Raw genomic sequence first — 19,010 nt, forward strand, 5'->3', positions numbered from 1 at the left:
AATGATTGCACGAGGAGGGGTAAACGATGAACGTATTTGAAAAAGATGTACAATGCAAACGAAATGATGCTGTTGACTCTGCCGTTGGTTTTATCGTTTCATTCGGTTTTTTTGCAACAATGTTTATTATCGCAACATTGATTAAATTTTTCGGTTCGTGAAGAGATTGCTTACATAAGCAGTCTCTTTTCTTTATTAGTTATGCTATGGCAGCATGACGGAAAAGGTTCCACGATTTTTCGAATAAATATAGCGAATCGCGCCATGCTGGTCTGTCCGCAAAATAATGACATTCCTTTTCCGGAGCCGTTCGATAACATATGGGGAAGGATGATGGTAACGGTTATGTTTGCCGACGGAAATAAGCGCAATCTTCGGCTGTACTTTTTCTAAAAATAACTCTGTTGTAGACGTATCGCTCCCATGATGGGCCACTTTTAACACATCGGCTTCTAAGCGCGGAAAAGCGCTGATTAACTCCCTTTCCCCCGTTTCCTCTAAATCACCCGTAAATAACCAGGATAATCCACCGAGCTTTGTATACAATACAATCGAATGGTTATTATCATCACGATGCGTTTTCCATGGATGAAGTACATAAAATGAAATTCCATCCTCTATCCATCTGTCACCCCTTGATATTTTCACCACTTCTATATTTTGTCGTTCAGCAAGTTGAACAAGTTTTTCTTGTATCGAATTTTTTGTTTCTCCTTTGCCAATGACCATTTGCTTGACAGAAAAATGCCGAATGATTTCTTCTGCCGCTCCAATATGGTCCAAATCTCCATGTGTCGCAATAAGTTTATCGATATATCTCACTCCGTTTGATTTTAAAAATGGAACGACAACGTCTTTTCCTACATCCCACTTCCGCTTTCGTTCCTGCCATGGCTGTCTTTGGTGTGGAAGTGTTCCTCCTGTGTCAATAAGATATACTCCTTTTCGATACGGCAATTCAATGTATATACAATCCCCTTGCCCGACATCGAGTAAAATGACCTCACCGTAACGATCCATATATGGGCTCCATGCATGAAGCGTAATAACGAAGGCGACCCATCCTATACTAAAGTAACGCCGCTTCTCCATTTGTACAAATGCAGCAAAAATCGCGGCCGCATAACAGATAAGAAAAAAGAAAGAAGGCCGGCCTAGAACGAGTGACAACGAATGGTTAGATGAGAAAAATGCAACAACATCGCTAGAGATTACGATAATTTTTTGCAACAGCCAAATAAAAGGAAAAGAAAGAAGCGAATGTATATAATGCGTGCCTACAGCTGCAAACGAAAGCGGCATAATGGCGAAGGAATAAAGCGGCACAAAAATAATATTTAGGGGAATGCTCCATAACGAAACTTCGAAAAAATAGTATAAAAGAAACGGAAGGGCGCTCAACTGGGCAATAAAAGCCGTAAAAAAGAGGCGCCAAAAGACAGAATCATGCGACAATATCATTTGGGAAGATAAAATAAGAGCAAATGTTACAATAAACGATAACTGAAATCCGACATCCCATAACATATACGGATCGAAAAGCAGCATCATGACTAGCGTTATACTTAATGCATCGAGCGGCGATAACTTCGATTTCCAGTAATCGGAAACTAAAAAGATCATTGCTGTAAAGGAGGCGCGAATAACGGAAGGAGAAGCACCTGTTAGCACAATATAAATGGGAAGGAAAATCAATAGGATTATCGTTGCCGTTTCCTTGGTGATAAAGCGAATCAATATGGAAAACATGGCTCCGACTAATAACGTGACATGCAACCCGGAAATGGCTAATAAATGGATTAATCCGAGTTTTTGGTATCCTTCCAAAAGCGTCTCGTCTAATTGCCCTCGTTCTCCGTATAAAAGTGCTTGGACAATTCCAACCGTTTCCGATGGAAAATGTGTTTCTACCGTGTGCAGCCCTTTTTCACGAAGCGAAAGAAGCCATTCATATAACGTTGGGGATGTGTTGTGGCAGTCTTGCAAGGAGATTGATTGGGGTTTGAGAATCCAATGAATATGATGAAATCGTAAATAACGACGATAATCGAAAGCATTAGGATTTCGCGGTAGCGCCGGACGTTCAAGCCTTCCCTTCACCGTGCATACTGCTTTAGGAGTTAAAGAAGAAAGCTCTTGTTTTTCCTGTGCCGATTTTATGTAGTAAATAAGCTGAAGCTTTTCTTTTCCCACTTTGACAATCGATTTTAGTTGATCCCCATCCACCGAAATGGGAGCAATAAAACGAATAGTAAATAACGTCATGTTGCCAGACAGTTTCGTCTTATTATGATGGTCGATATAAACGAAATACATATAAAAAAGGCAAATCGTTATGATAGAAAAAAGAAAGAGGCGCCTTTTTCGCGTGAAAAGAAATATAGCATACAGCACGATAAACACCAAAGAAATGTTTGGCCTCCCGCACCCAGCGATGATCCCAAAAACAGCAGCAAGCGCTATATAAACAATATTCCCCCGCATGGTTTGCGCCCCTTTCCGTAGGCGTGATTTATTATTTTTGCAGAAGTGACAATATTTCTTTATTAAATGGTACGTGTTCTACCCGGACTTTCGCTTGTTCAAAAAGTTCAAGCGCATACGGATGATTTTTGTAATCTTGCGCATAATATACAGCGCGAATTCCGCTTTGAATAATCGCCTTACAGCAATGTAGACAAGGAAAATGAGTTACGTACATTTCTGCTCCTTCTGTCGGTACGCCAAATTTCGCACATTGAATAATCGCATTCATTTCCGCATGGATGGTGCGAACACAATGCCCGTCAATAACATAACATCCCTCATCAATGCAATGAGCGCCGCCGGCAATGGAACCGTTATATCCCCCGGCAATAATTCGTTTATCTCGGACAATGGTGGCGCCAACCGCCAATCGTGTACAAGTGCTGCGCAATGCCAACAAATGGCTTTGTGCCATAAAATATTGATCCCATGTAATCCGTTCCATACTTCCTCCCCCGCTTGTCCATCGCAAATTGATTTTTCCTTCAGAAAGTGCACATATTTTTAGTGTAATGGGCGAGCCAGCAAAGCGTCAACGACATTATGGCACAACAATGTGTTCTTTTATTTTTTCCAACGTCTTTTCTCCAATGCCTGTAACATTTAATAAATCTTCTGCTTTTTGAAACGGTCCATGCTCTTCGCGATAGGCAATAATGGCTGCCGCTTTAGTCGGTCCAATTCCCGGAAGTTGCAATATTTCTTCCTCCGACGCTGTATTAATATAAATTTTCTTGGAATCATTAGAGGAAACAAGAGAAGAATCTATGGAAGGAATGTTCGTCTCCCCGCGTTCCGGTACATAAATCATCATTTCATCATGTACTTTTGCCGCCAAATTGACCTTTGTTTGATCCGCTTCTTTTGTAAATCCGCCAGCCATTGCTACCACATCATTGACACGCGCCGTATCCTTTATTTCGTATACTCCCGGCTGGGCAACTGCTCCCTTTATATCGACAATAATTGTTTTGGATTGCACTTTCTCTTCCTTTTTCTCCGATACTTCCATCATCATTTGTTCCGAAGCTAGTATAGAACCTTGTTCCTTTTCGATCATTTCATTGTTTCTAAATAAAATGACCACCGCAACGATGAACACTGCCAAGAGCAGAATATACCATCGTTTGTCATACTTTTTTATTGCTTCCCACATGTCCATCATCCTTTCAAATTAGTCATAAAATAAAGAAAACGCTCATACATATCGTTGAAAAGACTATACGTACTGCAATCAGGGAGGGGGGAGTGAAGCATGGAAATCGGAATGATTGGGACAGGAAATATGGGAAGGATTTTAATTGAAGCGTTTCTTGAATCTGGTTCCGTCAAAGAAGACCAGCTTATTATCACGAATCGTACGTTAGAAAAAGCGCTCGACATCCAGCGCCGCTATCCGGGCATATATGTTGCTGCCAGCGCGGAAGAAGTGGTACAGAAGGCAACGATTGTGTTTTTATGTGTAAAACCATTAGATATTCACCCCCTTTTGCAACAATTGTCTTCCTTTTGGACAAAGGAACATTGTCTTGTATCGATTACAAGCCCGATTAGTGTACAACAACTTGAAGCTGCCGTCCCTTGCCACGTAGTGCGCGTTATTCCAAGCATTACAAACCGGGCGTTTGCTGGAAGCACGCTAATCACGGTTGGACAGCGCTGTTCTTCACACTATCAAAACTATATAGAAACGCTATTTCGTCAAATTTCTGCTCCTTGCTATATTAATGATGAAATTACGCGAATCGCTTCTGATATCGCTAGTTGTGGTCCCGCTTTTTTTAGCTATTTGCTTCAACGATTTATTGAGGCAGCCGCCGCAAAAACATCGATTACAAAAGAACAAGCAACAGAATTGACAAGCAATATGATTATTGGATTAGGGGAATTATTGAAAAAGAATCTTTATACACTTCCAACACTGCGAGAAAAAGTTTGCGTGAAAGGCGGTATTACTGGAGAAGGAATTGCGGTGCTTGAAAAAGAAATCGAAGGGGTATTTGAACAAGTATTCGCCAAGACACACGAGAAATTCAAAGAAGACATCGAAAAAGTAAAAAAGCAATTTAATAGTTAAATTCGCGAAAAAAAGAAAAAATCCTGCTAAACAATAGAAAAAGCTATCTGAATTTCTTAAATTTAAGAAACGTTGATAAAAGACAAGAACGTCTTTTCTGCCAAAGCGCTTCGGCTTTGGCAGAAAAGCATAACGTTTTCTAAACGAAAGAAGATACTGCTTCAATATTTCTACTCATTTTTTCGCGACAAAAAAGATGCGCTCAGACGTTTCATTTGGCGCTTCATCTGTAAAATCCGCGGTTATTTCCAGCACTGTAAATCCCGCTTCCGTCAGCCATTGTTTATACTGATCAATCTCATAGGTGCACTGTCGATGCAGTTCATCATGCCGTTCATATTTTCCATCATCGCCACGGACGAAAAACGTTAATTCATGCTCAACGCTATGCGGCAACGAAAGCGGATAGCAAGACCAAATATAACTGATTTCCTCGTCATTGCTTGTAAATATCGCATCTTGAAAAATATGATCCATTTTATACGTCGAATGAACGTCAAATAACAATAAACCGTCTTCTTTTAACAGTTCATAAATGCGGGAAAAAGTTTGCCGAACTTCACTTTCTTCTAATAAATAGTTGAGTGAATCGCAAAAAATAGTGACACAATCAAACGACGAGAATCCTTCTAATTCCGTCATATTTTGTTGAAAAAATTCAATGGTAACCTGTTGAGCTTCCGCTTTCGCTTGTGCAATAGCGAGCATATTTTCAGACAAATCGACACCTGTGACCAAAAATCCTTCTTTTGCCAGTCGAACAGCTAATTCTCCTGTGCCACATCCGACATCAAGAATGCGTTTTGCACCTTGACGTCCATACTGCTTTAGCTTTTTTTGCACAAACAACTGCCATGCATCATACGGCGCTTCATTCATTAATTTATCATACCAATAAGCAAATGACTCATACGTCATTGCTGCAACACGCTCTCCACATCTTCCAACGGCGCATCTCCCCATAAACGTTCTAAATTGTAATAATTGCGTTCCTCTTTATCAAAAATATGGGCGACGATATCGCCTAAATCGACTAAAACCCATTTTGCCTCATGAAACCCTTCTACCCGTTTCACCGGAATATGGTGTTCCTCTGCTTTCTCTTTTATTTCCCGCGCAATCGCTTGTACTTGTTTCTCCGAATTTCCATGACAAATCACAAAATAATCAGCGACAAGAGAAATTCCTTTCATATTTAGGACAACGATATTTTCCGCTTTTTTGTCATCGGCTGCTCGAACAACCAATTGCAATATTTCCTGTTCTGTCATTCTTCACATTCCCCCTTTATTTCCATCATCAACGAATTATATGTGTGAATCGTGTCTGGATAAATGAGCTGATTTTTTTTCAACAAAAATTGAATGGTGTTTTGTAACGATTTTACTAACGCCTTGTTCAGATCTTGTTTGGCCAGATCACGAACTTCATCTACTCCTGGGAATATCCGCCCAGGTTCAATATAATCGGCAAGGTAAATAATTTTTTCCAATAATGTCATATTTGCTCGTCCTGATGTATGATAACGAATCGCGTTTAATATATCTTCATCTTCAATTCCAACTTCCGTCCTTACTAAGTAAGCACCGACTGGAGCATGCCAAAGTTCCGAGTTGTAAGAAAGCAAGTCTTTTGGCATATTTTGCTCTAAAATGATTTGTTTCATTTCTTCTTTCGGACGGAACTTCGCATAGTCATGAAAAATAGCCGCCAATTCCGCTTTTTTCACATCCGCTCCATACTGCTCCGCAAGCTCGATTGCCGTTTCCATAACGCCAATTGTATGTTGATAGCGATGTTCTGTCAATTGTTTTTTAACGAGAGTTAACGCTTTTTCTCGCTCCATATAGCTTTCTCTCCTCAATATAAAGTCTTACACATTCCGGCACTAAATATCGGATTGTTTGTCCTTTTCTTAGCCGATCACGAATCATCGAAGAAGATACCGCAAATTGCGGCACTTCTACTTCCATAATCGGATAAGATGTTTTAGTGGAAAAACCAGGTCGTTTTACACCTACAAATGTCACTAACTGGACCAATTCAGCAATTTTATGCCAGTGTGGCAAATATTCCACCATATCTGCACCGATAATAAAATAAAACTCATGATCTGGGTGCATAGAAAGCAGTTGACGAATTGTATCATACGTATACGACGGTCCTTCTCTTTCTAGTTCAATCGTTTCGATATGAAAGCGCGGATGATCAGCAATCGCTAATTCAAGCATGCGCAAGCGATCTTCGCTTTTTGTCACTTGTTCATGTTGTTTATGTGGAGGGATGCGGTTCGGCATAAACCAAATTTCTGACAACTGAAGAGCATGCAGCACTTCATTCGCCATTAATAAATGCCCGTAATGCGGTGGATCAAATGTCCCTCCAAAAATCCCGATTTTTCTCATATTTTCTTCCCTCCGCCATGCATATGCGCAACTTTGCCGTTTAGCGCGGTAACACAATTTGCTTATTTTCTTTTGACTCCTTATACAATACAATGGTATTCCCAATTACTTGTACAAGTTCCGCGCCCGCTCCTTGTGCAAGTTGCTCGGCGACAACATGGCGATCTTCCTCACAATTTTGCAGCACGCTCACTTTAATAAGCTCACGCGCTTCGAGCGCATCGATAATTTGCTTAATCATATTTTCATTAACTCCGCCTTTTCCAACTTGAAAAATTGGTTTCAAATGATGGGCTTTCGCCCGCAAAAAACGTTTTTGTTTTCCTGTTAACATATGTTATGTTACCCCCTAAGCTGTTCGATCACTATTTTTTTCATACGTTGGACATCCGGGAATATTCCTGTCCATTTTTCAAATGCTAACGCCCCTTGATATACAAACATCCCGACTCCATTTTGGATAATTCCATTTCTTTTTCGTGCTTCCTTCAACCATTTTGTCTCTAATGGATTGTAAATAATATCAGAAACGATCGTTCCTTCTTTCATATTTGCAAGAGAAAGCGGCATTTCTTCCATATTAGGGTACATTCCAACAGACGTCGTATTAATGAGAATATCATATTCTCCTAAACGCTCTTCCGCTTCATTTAACGAGTATACAACTGATGAAACAGAAGCATTACATTCATCAATAAGCTGTTTTGCTTTGGATACCGTTCGATTGCAAATATCGATTTGTTTTGCACCGCGATCGGCAAGAGAAACGTAAATGCCTCTTGCTGCTCCACCAGCTCCAATAAGCAAAATGCGCTTTTCTTTTATATCGACGTTTATTTCTTCCTCTAGCGCCCGAACATATCCAGGACCATCTGTATTATAGCCGATCAATCGTCCATTTCTATTCACGATCGTATTGACCGCACCGATGCGGCGCGCTGTTGGATCCACCTCATCGAGCAATGGCATCACCGCTGTTTTATGAGGAATCGTTACATTTACCCCCGAAATGCCAAGGGCCCTTACCCCGGCAATAGCATCCTTCAAGCGTTCCGGCTCTACATGAAATGCATGGTAGTGTGCGGCAATGTTCATGTTTTGAAATGCATCATTATGCATAATTGGCGATAGGGAATGGTGAACAGGGCAACCAAATAACGCATATAATTTTTCCATTTTCTCTTCTCCCCTATTTTACTTACAAAAGAATTAAATCAATGATTTCCTTATTAAGATGTCGACTCCCTTTGGTGCATACGCAACCACTTGCGCTCCTGGTTCGTTGCATGTCACCCAACCAAGTCCGGAAAATACAATGTCTGTCTTTCTTTCTTTTATGGTGAATGTATGCGCCTCTAATGGCGGGAATTGGTCGATATAATGTTTGCGCGGAGGAGAAAGAAGTTCACCTAATTGATTGGCATATAACGCATCCGCTTTTTCTAACTTCGTCCGATGAATGAGCAGCTCATTGGAGAAATAACATACAAAAGACCGTCTTCCCCCTTTTATATAATCAAGCCGGGCGAGCCCCCCGAAAAATAACGTTTGTTGTTCATTCAGCTGATACACTTTCGGATGGATTTCTCGCTTTGGAGTGATGATTTTTAAATCTTTTTTGTCCACAAAGTGCGCCATTTGATGGTGATTAATAATTCCCGGCGTATCATAAATCGCCGCTCCATCATCTAATGGAATTTCGATCATATCCAACGTCGTTCCCGGAAAATAGGATGTTGTAATTACATTTCCTTTCCCCGTTGCCTCTTGAATAATACGATTAATAAACGTTGATTTTCCAACATTCGTACAGCCAACCACATAAACGTCTTTCCCAAACCGATATTTTTCAATCGCCTCCATTACTTTCGCCATTCCGATTCCTTTGACAGCGCTCACTAAACATATGTCAATTGGCTTCAAGCCGAGATCGCTTGCCGATTGTTTCATCCAATGAATAAGCTTTGGATATTTCACCGATTTTGGAAGCAAGTCCACTTTATTGCCAACGAGCAAAATCGGGTTGTTCGCAACAAACCGATGCAATCCTGGAAGCCAGCTTCCATTGAAATCAAAAATATCAACAATTTTTACGACAAGTGCTTCCGACTGTCCGATGCGGTGTAAAATTTTTAAAAAGTCATCATCTGTCAGTGCTACATCTTGCACTTCGTTATAGTGCTTTAAGCGAAAGCAGCGTTGACAAATGACTTCTTCTTTTTCTTTTTCTAAAACGCTTTTTGGTGCATACCCAGGTTTTGTCTCATCTTCCGATTGAATTAGCGCTCCACAGCCAATGCAGCGAATTTGTTGTTCCACCATCATTCCTCCCAATAAATCATGCCTTTTTTACGCATCATATTTAAAATTATCCGTTCTATCTTTCGGTTCAATCGAGTCCAAAGCCCATCTGTCTGCGCAACCGGTACAACTAAAATGGTATTTAATCCTAACCGGTTTCCTCCAAACACATCGGTTAGCAATTGATCACCGATGACAACAACTTCATCTTTCCTCAATTGCATCATCGATAACGCTTTTTGGAAAGCGCTTGTCAGCGGCTTCCGTGCTTCGAAAATAAACGGAATGCCAAGCGGTTCCGCGAAAGATTGCACCCGCTTTTTATTATTATTCGATACGATGATCACCTTAATGCCCTCTTGCTTCATATTCTCAAACCACTCCATTAGCTCCGGAGTGGCGCTTGGACGATCCCACTCGACAAGCGTATTATCTAAATCTGTAATGATTCCTTTAATTCCCTTTTCTTTTAACTCACTAGGAGTAATATCTAGTACACGTTTGACAAACTGGCTTGGCAAAAAATAATGAAGCATGTCCATCACCTTACCTTTTTAGGCACTGACTTTCGGCTTTTCTGCCTTTAACCATCATACCTAATTTTCACTAGTCTTTCAAAACAAACTTTGACAAATATATACAATCACAAAAATTTTTTCGACAAAGTTCGTTATCCCCAAAATTGTGGATAAGTTTTGTCCACATCATTCACAAGCATAAAATCAGATCCCGACAACCTTATAAACATGTTTTCCACATGTTATCCACTTGTTGTTGTGGATAACAGAACGGTTGTTCTACATCGGAAATCATGGTACAGTTAAAGTAACTTACCATTATATGTATTGACTGCAAATCATATTCCATTGCTGAAGGAGGTTTTCAGCATGAAATATCTATCCGACGAGCTATTAATCGAATCATATTATAAAGCAAAAGAATTAAAATTAAGCCCGGAGTTTATTGAATTAATTGAAAAAGAAATTCACCGCCGTTCGCTAGGACACAAAATCAAGCTTTCATCATAATGAGCCTTAGGGCTTTTTTTTTATTTTAAATAGCCAATCCGTTCCCCTACTTTCACTCCCATTGGCACCACAATTCGTTCATCAAGCTCAACACTGTCTTTTTCAAACAATAAAACGACGGTAGATCCAAAAGAAAAATAGGCAATTTCTTGCCCTTTCGTAAGATGCTTGCTCACATGGGTAAGCTCAATGCTGTTGACAAACATCGCACCTATTTTTACAATCGCGATATGTTTTCCGTTTGCAGCTACTTCTGTAATCATGCGATAGTTTTTCGATAACGGCCGCTTTCCATATTTTAAGCCAAGGCGGTTGACAGGGTACGATTTTTTTCCAAGAGCCCATTGTTTTTGCACAACTCCAGATATTGGGCTATGGATGCGATGATAATGGCTTGGGCTTAAATACAAAATAATGAATAATCCGTTTAAATATTTTTTTGCCGCTTCGCCGCTTCCAAGCATTTCTGCAATCGAATATGTCTTGCCCTTAACGACGATTTCGCTATTTTCACGGATCACACCGATATCTTCAATAATCGCATCAACAGGGCTAATAACACTGTTTTTCGTTTGATCAATCGGTCTTGTCCCCGCTTTTAGCTTGCGAATAAATAGTTGCTGCAACGTTTCATAATTTTTTAAGTTTTTTTCCATTTCTTCCTGATTAATATCATAAATTTTTGCATACGATGGAATAAGTAATGCACTTAAGCGGGACTTCGTAAAAATTGCGATCATTTTTGATGAAAGTGAATGATTCGTCAATTCAATCATAAGACGATACAACCATTTTAACAAATATATTCCCTCCAATTTATGGCGGTCATGTTTTTTACTACTTTTCATATTATAAATAAAATGAGTATAATTGTAGTAGACTTTGTTTGCCGCGTTTTAGAGCGAAAAGGAGTGAGGAGAATGTTTTTATTGGATTATTTAGATTACACATTAAAAAAGCTAAAAGCAAATATGGCAAATATTTTAACGATGACCAATTTATCACTAGGTGGTTTTTCCGTCTTAACGACGTTAAAAGGGCAGCTTAATGTCAGTTTGCTTCTCGTTTTTTTAGCAGCCTTAGTCGACCGCTTTGATGGGGCTGTTGCCCGCAAATTAAATATTGAATCAGAACTCGGAAAACAATTGGACTCCATGAGTGATATTATATCATTTGGAGTAGCTCCTGCGTTGTTAATTTATCAAAGCCTGCTGCATGAATTTGGCGCGCCTGGTGCGTTTTTTACGATTTTATACATCGGCTGCGGCGCCTTTCGTCTTGCTCGTTTTAACATTACAGAAAACAGCGGCTATTTTTCGGGACTTCCAATTACAGCTGCGGGAGTACTGCTAACATTAAGCTATTTAACGATTCATTATTTTCCTCCGCAATTTTTCATTTTCCTTATGATTACATTGTCGTTTTTAATGGTTGGAACATTTAAATTGAAAAAAATATAAAACAAACATAGGAAGACTGTCCTTTCCAAAATGAAGTCATAATGGATTGGGCAGCCTTTTTTATTTTCTATTCACACCATTTTCTCTTTTCAATCCTTATTATTAATTATATGATAAATGTGAATTCATTATAAAGTACAAATAACAGATGAATATGGTGTTTTAAGAAATAACGGGGGGGATTTCATTTGGACAAAACATCCATTATCGGCATTCTTCTTGGTATTATCGCTGTAGGTGTTGGAATGTACTTTAAAGGTGTCAATCCAAGCGTATTAATTAACCCTGCAGCGATTTTAATTATTATCGTTGGAACTATCGCTTCTGTTACCATCGCTTTTCCAACTCGCGAAATTAAAAAAGTGCCAAAACTGTTCGGCGTGCTTTTTAAAGAACAAAACATCCCAACCATCGAAGAATTAATTCCATTGTTCGTCGATTGGGCGAACGTGGCTCGACGGGAAGGATTGCTCGCACTGGAAGCAAAATTAGACGAAATTGATGATCCATTTTTACGAAATGGTTTGAGCATGGCAATTGATGGGCAGACACAAGATTTTATTCGCGATGTAATGACAGAGGAAATTGAAGCGATGGAAGAACGGCATGAAGCGAATGCAGCCATTTTTTCGCAAGCAGGTACATACGCGCCAACACTTGGGGTGCTAGGAGCGGTCATCGGGCTAATTTCGGCATTAGGCAATATCGATAACATTAGCGAGCTCGGCAAAGCAATTAGCGCGGCATTCGTCGCAACACTGCTGGGAATTTTCACTGGGTACGTGTTATGGCATCCATTTGCCAATAAATTAAGAAGAAAATCAAAAGAAGAGGCGAAAATACGGCGAGTCATGATTGAAGGGGTCCTTTCCATTCTAGAAGGACAAGCACCGCGGACAATTGAACAAAAACTTGCTTCCTATCTTCCGGAAACTGAACGCAAGAAAATTGTAGAACAGGGAGAAAAAAGAAATGAGTAAGAAAAAAAAACAAAAACAAGAAGAGCATATTAACGAGTCATGGCTTATTCCGTACTCTGATTTATTAACGTTATTACTCGCTCTTTTTATCGTTTTGTTTGCAAGCAGCCAAATCGATCAAAAAAAATTCCAGCAAATCGCCCGGTCATTTAATACAGCATTGGCTGGCGGAACAGGTGTGCTTGATTTTGAAAGCCCAATCGAACCGGAAATCCCGCCTTCGCCATCAAAACAAGAACATAAACAGCAACAAAAAAATTTAAATAAAGAAGATAAAGAAGAGTTGCATGCCGTACAAGAAAAAATTGATACATATATCGCGGAAAAGCATTTAAATGGGAAATTACAAACTTCTTTAACAGATGAGGGGCTGGCGATTACGATATTAAATGATATTTTATTTGATTCCGGAAGTGCAGAAGTACGACCAAAAGATCGAAAGCTAGCTAAAGAGATTTCCCAACTGCTTGTCATGAATCCGCCGCGAAATATTATTATTAGCGGGCATACCGATAACGTACCGATTCACAATGCGCAATTTGCTTCAAACTGGGAACTAAGCGTCATGCGTGCTATAAATTTTATGAAAATATTATTGGAAAATCCCGAGCTCGACCCGCGTTGGTTTAGCGCGAAAGGATACGGAGAATTTAAACCAGTAGCGCCCAATAATACTCCTGAAGGGCGGATGAAAAACCGGCGCGTTGAAATCTTAATTTTGCCAAAAATCGAAGCTTCCCGTCAATAATTTGACGTTTCCATCTCTCTCCCTATTGATGAAAAAGGCTGGCAGATGTTTGCCAGCCTTTTTATGCTAAAGCTTAATAGAAAATTTAATCACTCCTGCTTTTACCATTGTTTCCACCAAAATCACAAATGCTGGACCAATAAACAGCCCGATAAAACCTAACAGTTGAAATCCTAAATAAACGCTCACTAATGCAGCCAAAGGGGAAATGCCTAAATTGGTTGAGAAAACTTTCGGCTCAATAATACGACGTATAACCGTAATAATCACAAATAATACAATGAGACCGATCCCTAGGCCGCTATTGCCATTCGCAATACTTATTATCCCCCATGGCACTAACACCGAGCCAGTCCCTAAAATCGGCAAAATATCCACAACAACAATTAGCAGTGCCATAATAACCGCATAATCCACTTTCAACAACAATAAACCGGCCAATGCAAGGAAAAAAGTGATGAGACTTAACAAAAATTGCGCTTTAATAAACCCGATGCCAGCTTTGCTTAATTGCGTCACAATCATCGCTAACCGCTGATGTGTACGTTCAGACAAATATTTTTTGAGCCTCTTTTTTAACTTTGGCAAATCTAAACTAATTAAAAACAGAGCTACTAAATATACTAAAAAATGAATAAGAAAGCCGGGAATAAGCGTGATAAAATGAACAATCGACTGCGTCGAATTCGTCGCAAATTCCAAAAGCAAACGTTGTATCGTTTCGACGCTGTTTTCCAACGAAGCGATAATCTCTTTTGGAATCGAACTCGAATACGATTCCCATGTTTGAATAAACTTATTAAAAACTTCTGTCGCTTCACTCAAAAAATGTGGCAGTTTTTGCGAAAATGTCATAATTTGCTGCACAAGTATGACAATAAGAAAATAAAACGCAAAGCCAACGATAATAAGAAATAACGAAAAAACCGTCGTTACTGCATGCACCCGTTTCAGCCGGTAATTGTTCTGCAAATTTTTTACTGCTGGCTCTAATAATAATGCTGTCGCTAATGCAAAGACAAGCGGCAAGCTATACGGCAGCAAAAATAAACCTATTGCAATCACGAAGGCAATAATAATAAACTTTTTCACTATCATACCCCATTCAATTTGATTTTACTTCGCAACTTCTATTATAAATATAGCGAATGGAGTAAAGACAATCAACAACATTAAAATCTCCCTGCTATTTGGAAAACGAGAACAATCATCCCAAGAAACCATACATACATCGCAAATCCTTTTAATGAATGACGCTTTCAATAGTTAATCATCCAGCGCACTGCAATATAGCCAAATAACGCCGAAGAAACCGTCCCGATCACAAACGCATCTAACAGGGTGCCGATATGAAGCATAGTATCAAGGAATAACCCCGCCTCATCAAGCCCAAACAAATGTCTCCCCAAATATAAATGTCCCGTACTGCTGATTGGCAAAAACTCCGTAAGCCCTTGAATCATTCCTAAAATAAACGCCTCTATTTTTGTCATCGTTCTCTCCCCCAACATTCCCCTTAAAAACAATTATGTTCGTTTTCGACGATAAACTTGAAGCACAATATAAATGACAGTAACCACAATCGCAACGATGATCACCGGCCGCAAATAAGGCCGGGCAATCTCATCAATTTCCTGCCAGTGGCTTCCTAGCCGTTCCCCTAAAAAAATAAAGAAAATAGACCATGGGATAACCGCACATGTTGTATAAAAGGTAAATTTCTTCCATGACATTTTTGCGATACCAGCTGGAATAGAAATGGCATGGCGCACAACCGGAATAAAGCGCGCGGTAAAAATGACGCCCGAGCCGTATTTTTCAAACCATTGCTCTGATAAATCGAGATGTTTCTTTTTAATCAATAAATATTTTCCATACTTATCAAGAAACGGTCTTCCCCCGTAGTATCCCATCCAATATAGAAAAAGCTGGGCGATCGTTCCGCCGATGGTTCCAGCTATCACCGCTCCAACAAATGATATTTCCTCACGTGATACTAAATACCCCGCATATGCCAGCACAATTTCACTTGGAATCACCTCAATCATTAATGCTAAGGCAATTCCGATATATCCTAAATCCGCTAAAAATGTAAAAATACTTTGTATGAATTCGTGCATGGTTCTTCCTCCTATGTATTATGTACTCTTAGCCAAGCATCTCATTACAACCTTATTCAGCACCAAATTATACTATACTACGTGGAAGAAAAAAATAAGTCCTTATACTGAAAAAGCTGTCCTTTTCTAGCAGGACAGCTTTTTCAGCATTTATGCACTTTGCTGCAATTGCGCGATGTATTGTTTTCCTTTTTCTTCGTTATATTGGCCTTCCCATTTTGACATAATGATCGCTGCTAACGAGTTGCCAATAACATTCACTGCTGTGCGCGCCATATCTAAAATACGGTCGATTCCAGCGATAAATGCTAATCCTTCTATCGGAATCCCAACCGTGCCTAACGTAGCAAGCAGCACGACAAAGGATACACCCGGCACCCCAGCGATTCCTTTCGAAGTCACCATTAACACAAGCAAAAGCGAGATTTGTTGAGAAATCGGCATGTCAATACCGTACAACTGCGCGATAAAAATGGCCGCCAACGCCTGATATAACGTAGAACCGTCTAAGTTAAAAGAATACCCTGTCGGAATGACAAAGGATGTAATCGCTTTTGGACAACCGAAATTCTCCATTTTCTCCATAATTTTCGGAAGAACGGTTTCCGAACTTGCTGTACTATAAGCAAGAATTAACTCATCTTTCAAAATTTTTATAATATGAAAAATATTTATACCAAATAACTTAGCAACACCGCCAAGCACGACAAAGATAAAGAACACCATCGTTGCGTAAACAACAATGACGAGCTTGCTGAGCGGAATAAGCGACTCTACCCCAAACTTAGAAACGGTTACACCAATCAGCGCAAACACGCCGAACGGCGCAAACTTCATAATTTGGTTTGTTACATAAAACATCGCTTCTGCTGTACCTTGGAAAAATTGAAGAACTGGCTTTCCTTTTTCGCCAATCGCCGCTACTCCTAAACCGAACATAACAGAGAAGAAAATGATCGGCAGCATATCCCCTTTGGTTAACGATTCAAAAATATTTTTTGGAACAATATTAACAAAAGTTTCTACCATCGAATGATGCTGCACTTCGTTTGTTGTATCAACATAGCTTTGAATATCGGTTTTTTCTAATGATTTCATATTAACGCCGGTCCCTGGCTGAAAAATATTCGCTGCCAATAAACCGACGACAATCGCGATCGTTGTGATAATCTCGAAATAAATAATCGTTTTGCCGCCTAATTTTCCAAGCTTCTTCAAATCCCCAACGCTGGCGACTCCAACTACAAGGCTAGAAATAACAATCGGAATGACAATCATTTTGATTAAACGAAGGAAAATATCTCCAATAGGCTGTAAATAAGTGGCAACCTTCGGATTTCCGTAAAAAATGGCTCCCACGATAATCCCTAGAATGAGACCAATAAAAATTTGCCAAGCTAATCCAATTTTTCTCATTCATTCGCCCCTTTCTTTTATGACATTTTTAGACAAAAAGAGACAAAACTATTCTACTATCATATTTTCGTTATGTCAAGAATATTCATATAATATTGTCATTGAATTCCAATTTCTTTTTTGTGTCCAAACACGTACAACCCCGCTTCATCATATACATAAGTAATAGGCAATCGCCTAAAACAATAAAGGTGGGGGTAACACGATGTCAGGCATTTTATCTGCGTTCACATTCCTCATTAAGGAATTAGTGTTTTTAGTATCATACATTAAAAACAATGCATTTCCCCAACCGTTAAGCGCCAAAGAAGAAGAAAAATACTTACAGCTTATGGCGAAAGGAGATGAACAAGCTCGTAATATCTTAATTGAACATAATTTACGCCTCGTTGCACATATTGTAAAAAAATTTGAAAATACCGGCGAAGATGCAGAGGACTTAATTTCCATTGGCACCATCGGTCTTATTAAAGCAATCGAGAGTTACTCTCCTGGCAAAGGGACAAAATTAGCGACATATGCAGCTCGCTGCATTGAAAACGAAATTTTAATGCATTTGCGCTCATTAAAAAAAACACGAAAAGATGTCTCACTACACGAACCGATCGGGCAAGATAAGGAAGGAAATGAAATCAGCCTGATCGACGTCTTGAAATCGGAAGGAAACGATATCATCGATGAAATTCAGCTAAATATGGAACTCGAACAAGTGAAAAAATATATCGATGTGCTCGATGAACGGGAAAAAGAAGTGATTATCAGCCGCTTCGGCCTTGATATGCAGCAGGAAAAAACACAGCGGGAGATCGCAAAAGAACTTGGCATCTCGAGAAGTTATGTATCGCGCATCGAAAAACGCGCATTAATGAAAATGTTTCATGAATTTTATCGGAATGAAAAAGAAAAGCGGAGATAGCCTCATACTTTCGTAAAGAAAAAGGAGCAATGTCAGGCGATTGCTCCTTTCAGACTGTTGACAAGCTGCAAAAATCAGTCTTTCTTATTATCGAATAAATTATCAACTGAATAATAAAAAGGCGGAACTCTTAACCAACCCTTTTTCTCCATTAAAGGTTTTAAGGTTAAAGCAAAAGTTACTTTCATCATTTGATATTTTGCAAATAAATAGCCAACATCGGCACGAACTGCTTCAGTTAAACCACGTGCTGCTGACATAATACCCACGACTAGATTATAAGCAAGGAAATTAGCTATTTCTTCATCTGAAAGTTTCGCTCCTTCAGGTAAAATTCGATAATCGCCGATCGGCTTTTCCGGTGTGGTTTCAGGTAATGGAATCCCTTCCTTTTTAAAGAACTGCTGCAATTCTTCAATTATTGGACGGTGGATATTATTAATAATGTCTTCTAGTTTCTCTTTTAATTCTTCATCCTGAACAATATTATACGCAATTTGATCAGAGCGTAAAGTTTGCTCGGTGCCGTTCAAATAAAACCATAAATTCATTACTTCGCCAACATGCAAAGGCTTCTTTTCGCCATCTAAAAAAGGCCCAAAAGCATCTTTTATAGCTTCAAATGGATTCAAAAAAAAATCCTCCCTTACCTTAAAAAATTAAACTGAATTTATGATTATAATTTGCTTTTCATTGACTTTTTATACTTTTTTATAAATGTTTCTGAAATATTACTGCCTTGTTAGCCACCTATGCCACGTTTCATGGCGCCACAGATTATGCAAGAATTCTGTTCTCCCATGAAAAGGAAAAGACGAGATAAATGCACGAAAAACGGGACAGCCATAATGACTGTCCCGTTTTTAGCATATGTTATTTCACCAAAATTTTTGTTTACTACATACAGCTTGTTTTGCTGATTAATTTTGCGCTTCCACGCTTACTTCCGCCGTTATAATCAATGCTATCACTGCAGTAATCACAATCCCCATCACCATGGCGAACATCCCAATATTCCTCCCCTATCATTCTT

General features: G+C 39.3%; 23 protein-coding genes and 1 pseudogene. 7 read left to right on the forward strand and 17 right to left on the reverse strand.

The annotated features are described in order from the left end of the window. Nucleotides 1–26 precede the first annotated feature (26 nt). Nucleotides 27–161 (forward strand): YqzM family protein, encoded by a 135-nt coding sequence (locus DCC82_RS13320; RefSeq protein ID WP_015864558.1) that lies wholly within the window; start codon nucleotides 27–29, stop codon nucleotides 159–161. Nucleotides 162–204: 43 nt separating this feature from the next. Here DCC82_RS13320 and DCC82_RS13325 read toward each other — a convergent pair whose 3' ends face one another. The 3 genes from DCC82_RS13325 to DCC82_RS13335 form a co-directional block, all read right to left on the reverse strand. Beyond that, a complete protein-coding gene (locus tag DCC82_RS13325) occupies nucleotides 205–2,484 on the reverse strand; it encodes a DNA internalization-related competence protein ComEC/Rec2 (protein ID WP_097354763.1) in 2,280 nt (759 codons plus the stop codon). A gap of 31 nt (nucleotides 2,485–2,515) precedes the next feature. Next, the gene (locus DCC82_RS13330) at nucleotides 2,516–2,971 is read right to left on the reverse strand and encodes a ComE operon protein 2 (RefSeq protein ID WP_015864560.1); all 456 of its coding nucleotides are present in this window, start codon (nucleotides 2,969–2,971) and stop codon (nucleotides 2,516–2,518) included. A 96-nt stretch (nucleotides 2,972–3,067) separates the two neighbouring features. Further along, nucleotides 3,068–3,682, reverse strand: a complete 615-nt coding sequence (locus DCC82_RS13335; RefSeq protein ID WP_062677199.1) for a helix-hairpin-helix domain-containing protein — start codon at nucleotides 3,680–3,682, stop codon at nucleotides 3,068–3,070. A 99-nt stretch (nucleotides 3,683–3,781) separates the two neighbouring features. Here DCC82_RS13335 and comER point away from each other — a divergent pair, with 99 nt between their 5' ends. Further along, nucleotides 3,782–4,603: a late competence protein ComER gene (comER, locus tag DCC82_RS13340; RefSeq protein ID WP_097354764.1), complete on the forward strand. Its 822-nt coding sequence runs from the start codon at nucleotides 3,782–3,784 to the stop codon at nucleotides 4,601–4,603. A 174-nt stretch (nucleotides 4,604–4,777) separates the two neighbouring features. Here the strand turns inward: comER and DCC82_RS13345 are convergent, their stop codons facing one another. Genes DCC82_RS13345 through DCC82_RS13380 form a run of 8 tightly spaced genes read right to left on the reverse strand, consistent with a single transcriptional unit; the run spans nucleotide 4,778 to nucleotide 9,845 of the window. Beyond that, entirely contained in the window at nucleotides 4,778–5,521 is a 744-nt protein-coding gene (locus tag DCC82_RS13345; protein WP_097354765.1) for a class I SAM-dependent DNA methyltransferase, read from the reverse strand. Beyond that, entirely contained in the window at nucleotides 5,518–5,874 is a 357-nt protein-coding gene (rsfS, locus tag DCC82_RS13350) for a ribosome silencing factor (RefSeq protein ID WP_015864564.1), read from the reverse strand. Before rsfS ends, DCC82_RS13345 begins: the two co-directional genes overlap by 4 nt. Continuing rightward, complete coding sequence (gene yqeK, locus DCC82_RS13355; RefSeq protein ID WP_062677197.1) at nucleotides 5,871–6,449, reverse strand: bis(5'-nucleosyl)-tetraphosphatase (symmetrical) YqeK; 579 nt, start codon at nucleotides 6,447–6,449, stop codon at nucleotides 5,871–5,873. The genes rsfS and yqeK overlap by 4 nt, the downstream gene beginning before the upstream one ends. Next, entirely contained in the window at nucleotides 6,418–7,008 is a 591-nt protein-coding gene (locus tag DCC82_RS13360; RefSeq protein WP_097354766.1) for a nicotinate-nucleotide adenylyltransferase, read from the reverse strand. The genes yqeK and DCC82_RS13360 overlap by 32 nt, the downstream gene beginning before the upstream one ends. A 40-nt stretch (nucleotides 7,009–7,048) precedes the next feature. Continuing rightward, a complete protein-coding gene (yhbY, locus tag DCC82_RS13365) occupies nucleotides 7,049–7,342 on the reverse strand; it encodes a ribosome assembly RNA-binding protein YhbY (protein ID WP_015864567.1) in 294 nt (97 codons plus the stop codon). Between the two features lie 8 nt (nucleotides 7,343–7,350). After that, nucleotides 7,351–8,184, reverse strand: coding sequence for a shikimate dehydrogenase (gene aroE / locus DCC82_RS13370; RefSeq protein ID WP_062677195.1), 834 nt, complete (start codon nucleotides 8,182–8,184; stop codon nucleotides 7,351–7,353). 33 nt (nucleotides 8,185–8,217) lie between these two features. Next, complete coding sequence (gene yqeH / locus DCC82_RS13375) at nucleotides 8,218–9,330, reverse strand: ribosome biogenesis GTPase YqeH (RefSeq protein ID WP_216368231.1); 1,113 nt, start codon at nucleotides 9,328–9,330, stop codon at nucleotides 8,218–8,220. After that, nucleotides 9,330–9,845, reverse strand: coding sequence for a YqeG family HAD IIIA-type phosphatase (locus DCC82_RS13380; RefSeq protein WP_062752973.1), 516 nt, complete (start codon nucleotides 9,843–9,845; stop codon nucleotides 9,330–9,332). Before DCC82_RS13380 ends, yqeH begins: the two co-directional genes overlap by 1 nt. Before the next feature lie 351 nt (nucleotides 9,846–10,196). Between DCC82_RS13380 and DCC82_RS13385 the strand changes: the two genes are divergently transcribed. After that, on the forward strand, nucleotides 10,197–10,337 hold the full coding sequence (locus DCC82_RS13385; RefSeq protein ID WP_108430381.1) for a sporulation histidine kinase inhibitor Sda: 141 nt from the start codon (nucleotides 10,197–10,199) through the stop codon (nucleotides 10,335–10,337). Nucleotides 10,338–10,357: 20 nt separating this feature from the next. Here DCC82_RS13385 and DCC82_RS13390 read toward each other — a convergent pair whose 3' ends face one another. Then, on the reverse strand, nucleotides 10,358–11,137 hold the full coding sequence (locus DCC82_RS13390; RefSeq protein ID WP_062677192.1) for a phosphatidylserine decarboxylase: 780 nt from the start codon (nucleotides 11,135–11,137) through the stop codon (nucleotides 10,358–10,360). A gap of 120 nt (nucleotides 11,138–11,257) precedes the next feature. Between DCC82_RS13390 and pssA the strand changes: the two genes are divergently transcribed. The 3 genes from pssA (at nucleotide 11,258) to motB (ending at nucleotide 13,525) form a co-directional block, all read left to right on the forward strand. Further along, nucleotides 11,258–11,797, forward strand: a complete 540-nt coding sequence (gene pssA / locus DCC82_RS13395) for a CDP-diacylglycerol--serine O-phosphatidyltransferase (protein ID WP_062752977.1) — start codon at nucleotides 11,258–11,260, stop codon at nucleotides 11,795–11,797. 188 nt (nucleotides 11,798–11,985) lie between these two features. Then, nucleotides 11,986–12,777 (forward strand): flagellar motor stator protein MotA, encoded by a 792-nt coding sequence (gene motA / locus DCC82_RS13400; RefSeq protein WP_015864574.1) that lies wholly within the window; start codon nucleotides 11,986–11,988, stop codon nucleotides 12,775–12,777. Beyond that, nucleotides 12,770–13,525, forward strand: a complete 756-nt coding sequence (gene motB / locus DCC82_RS13405; RefSeq protein ID WP_108430382.1) for a flagellar motor protein MotB — start codon at nucleotides 12,770–12,772, stop codon at nucleotides 13,523–13,525. The genes motA and motB overlap by 8 nt, the downstream gene beginning before the upstream one ends. A 66-nt stretch (nucleotides 13,526–13,591) precedes the next feature. Here motB and ytvI read toward each other — a convergent pair whose 3' ends face one another. From ytvI to gltP, 4 genes and pseudogenes are all read right to left on the reverse strand, one after another. Beyond that, nucleotides 13,592–14,617 carry a sporulation integral membrane protein YtvI gene (gene ytvI / locus DCC82_RS13410; RefSeq protein WP_062752978.1) on the reverse strand — a complete coding sequence of 342 codons (1,026 nt, stop codon included), beginning with the start codon at nucleotides 14,615–14,617 and terminating at the stop codon, nucleotides 13,592–13,594. 230 nt (nucleotides 14,618–14,847) lie between these two features. Further along, nucleotides 14,848–15,018: pseudogene (locus DCC82_RS18895) on the reverse strand (undecaprenyl-diphosphate phosphatase); the annotation flags it as partial. 33 nt (nucleotides 15,019–15,051) lie between these two features. Next, nucleotides 15,052–15,645 carry an undecaprenyl phosphate transporter UptA gene (gene uptA, locus DCC82_RS13420; protein WP_015864578.1) on the reverse strand — a complete coding sequence of 198 codons (594 nt, stop codon included), beginning with the start codon at nucleotides 15,643–15,645 and terminating at the stop codon, nucleotides 15,052–15,054. Nucleotides 15,646–15,795: 150 nt separating this feature from the next. Further along, nucleotides 15,796–17,061 (reverse strand): glutamate/aspartate:proton symporter GltP, encoded by a 1,266-nt coding sequence (gltP, locus tag DCC82_RS13425; protein ID WP_015864579.1) that lies wholly within the window; start codon nucleotides 17,059–17,061, stop codon nucleotides 15,796–15,798. Nucleotides 17,062–17,266: 205 nt separating this feature from the next. On the opposite strand from gltP, the gene sigK reads away from it, so the two are divergent. Then, nucleotides 17,267–17,977, forward strand: a complete 711-nt coding sequence (gene sigK / locus DCC82_RS13430; protein WP_015864580.1) for an RNA polymerase sporulation sigma factor SigK — start codon at nucleotides 17,267–17,269, stop codon at nucleotides 17,975–17,977. A gap of 74 nt (nucleotides 17,978–18,051) precedes the next feature. Here the strand turns inward: sigK and DCC82_RS13435 are convergent, their stop codons facing one another. Beyond that, a complete protein-coding gene (locus tag DCC82_RS13435; protein WP_062677187.1) occupies nucleotides 18,052–18,609 on the reverse strand; it encodes a DUF3231 family protein in 558 nt (185 codons plus the stop codon). Between the last annotated feature and the right edge of the window lie 401 nt (nucleotides 18,610–19,010).

This window comes from Geobacillus sp. LYN3, assembly GCF_003064505.1.
Lineage (GTDB): Bacteria > Bacillota > Bacilli > Bacillales > Anoxybacillaceae > Parageobacillus_B > Parageobacillus_B toebii.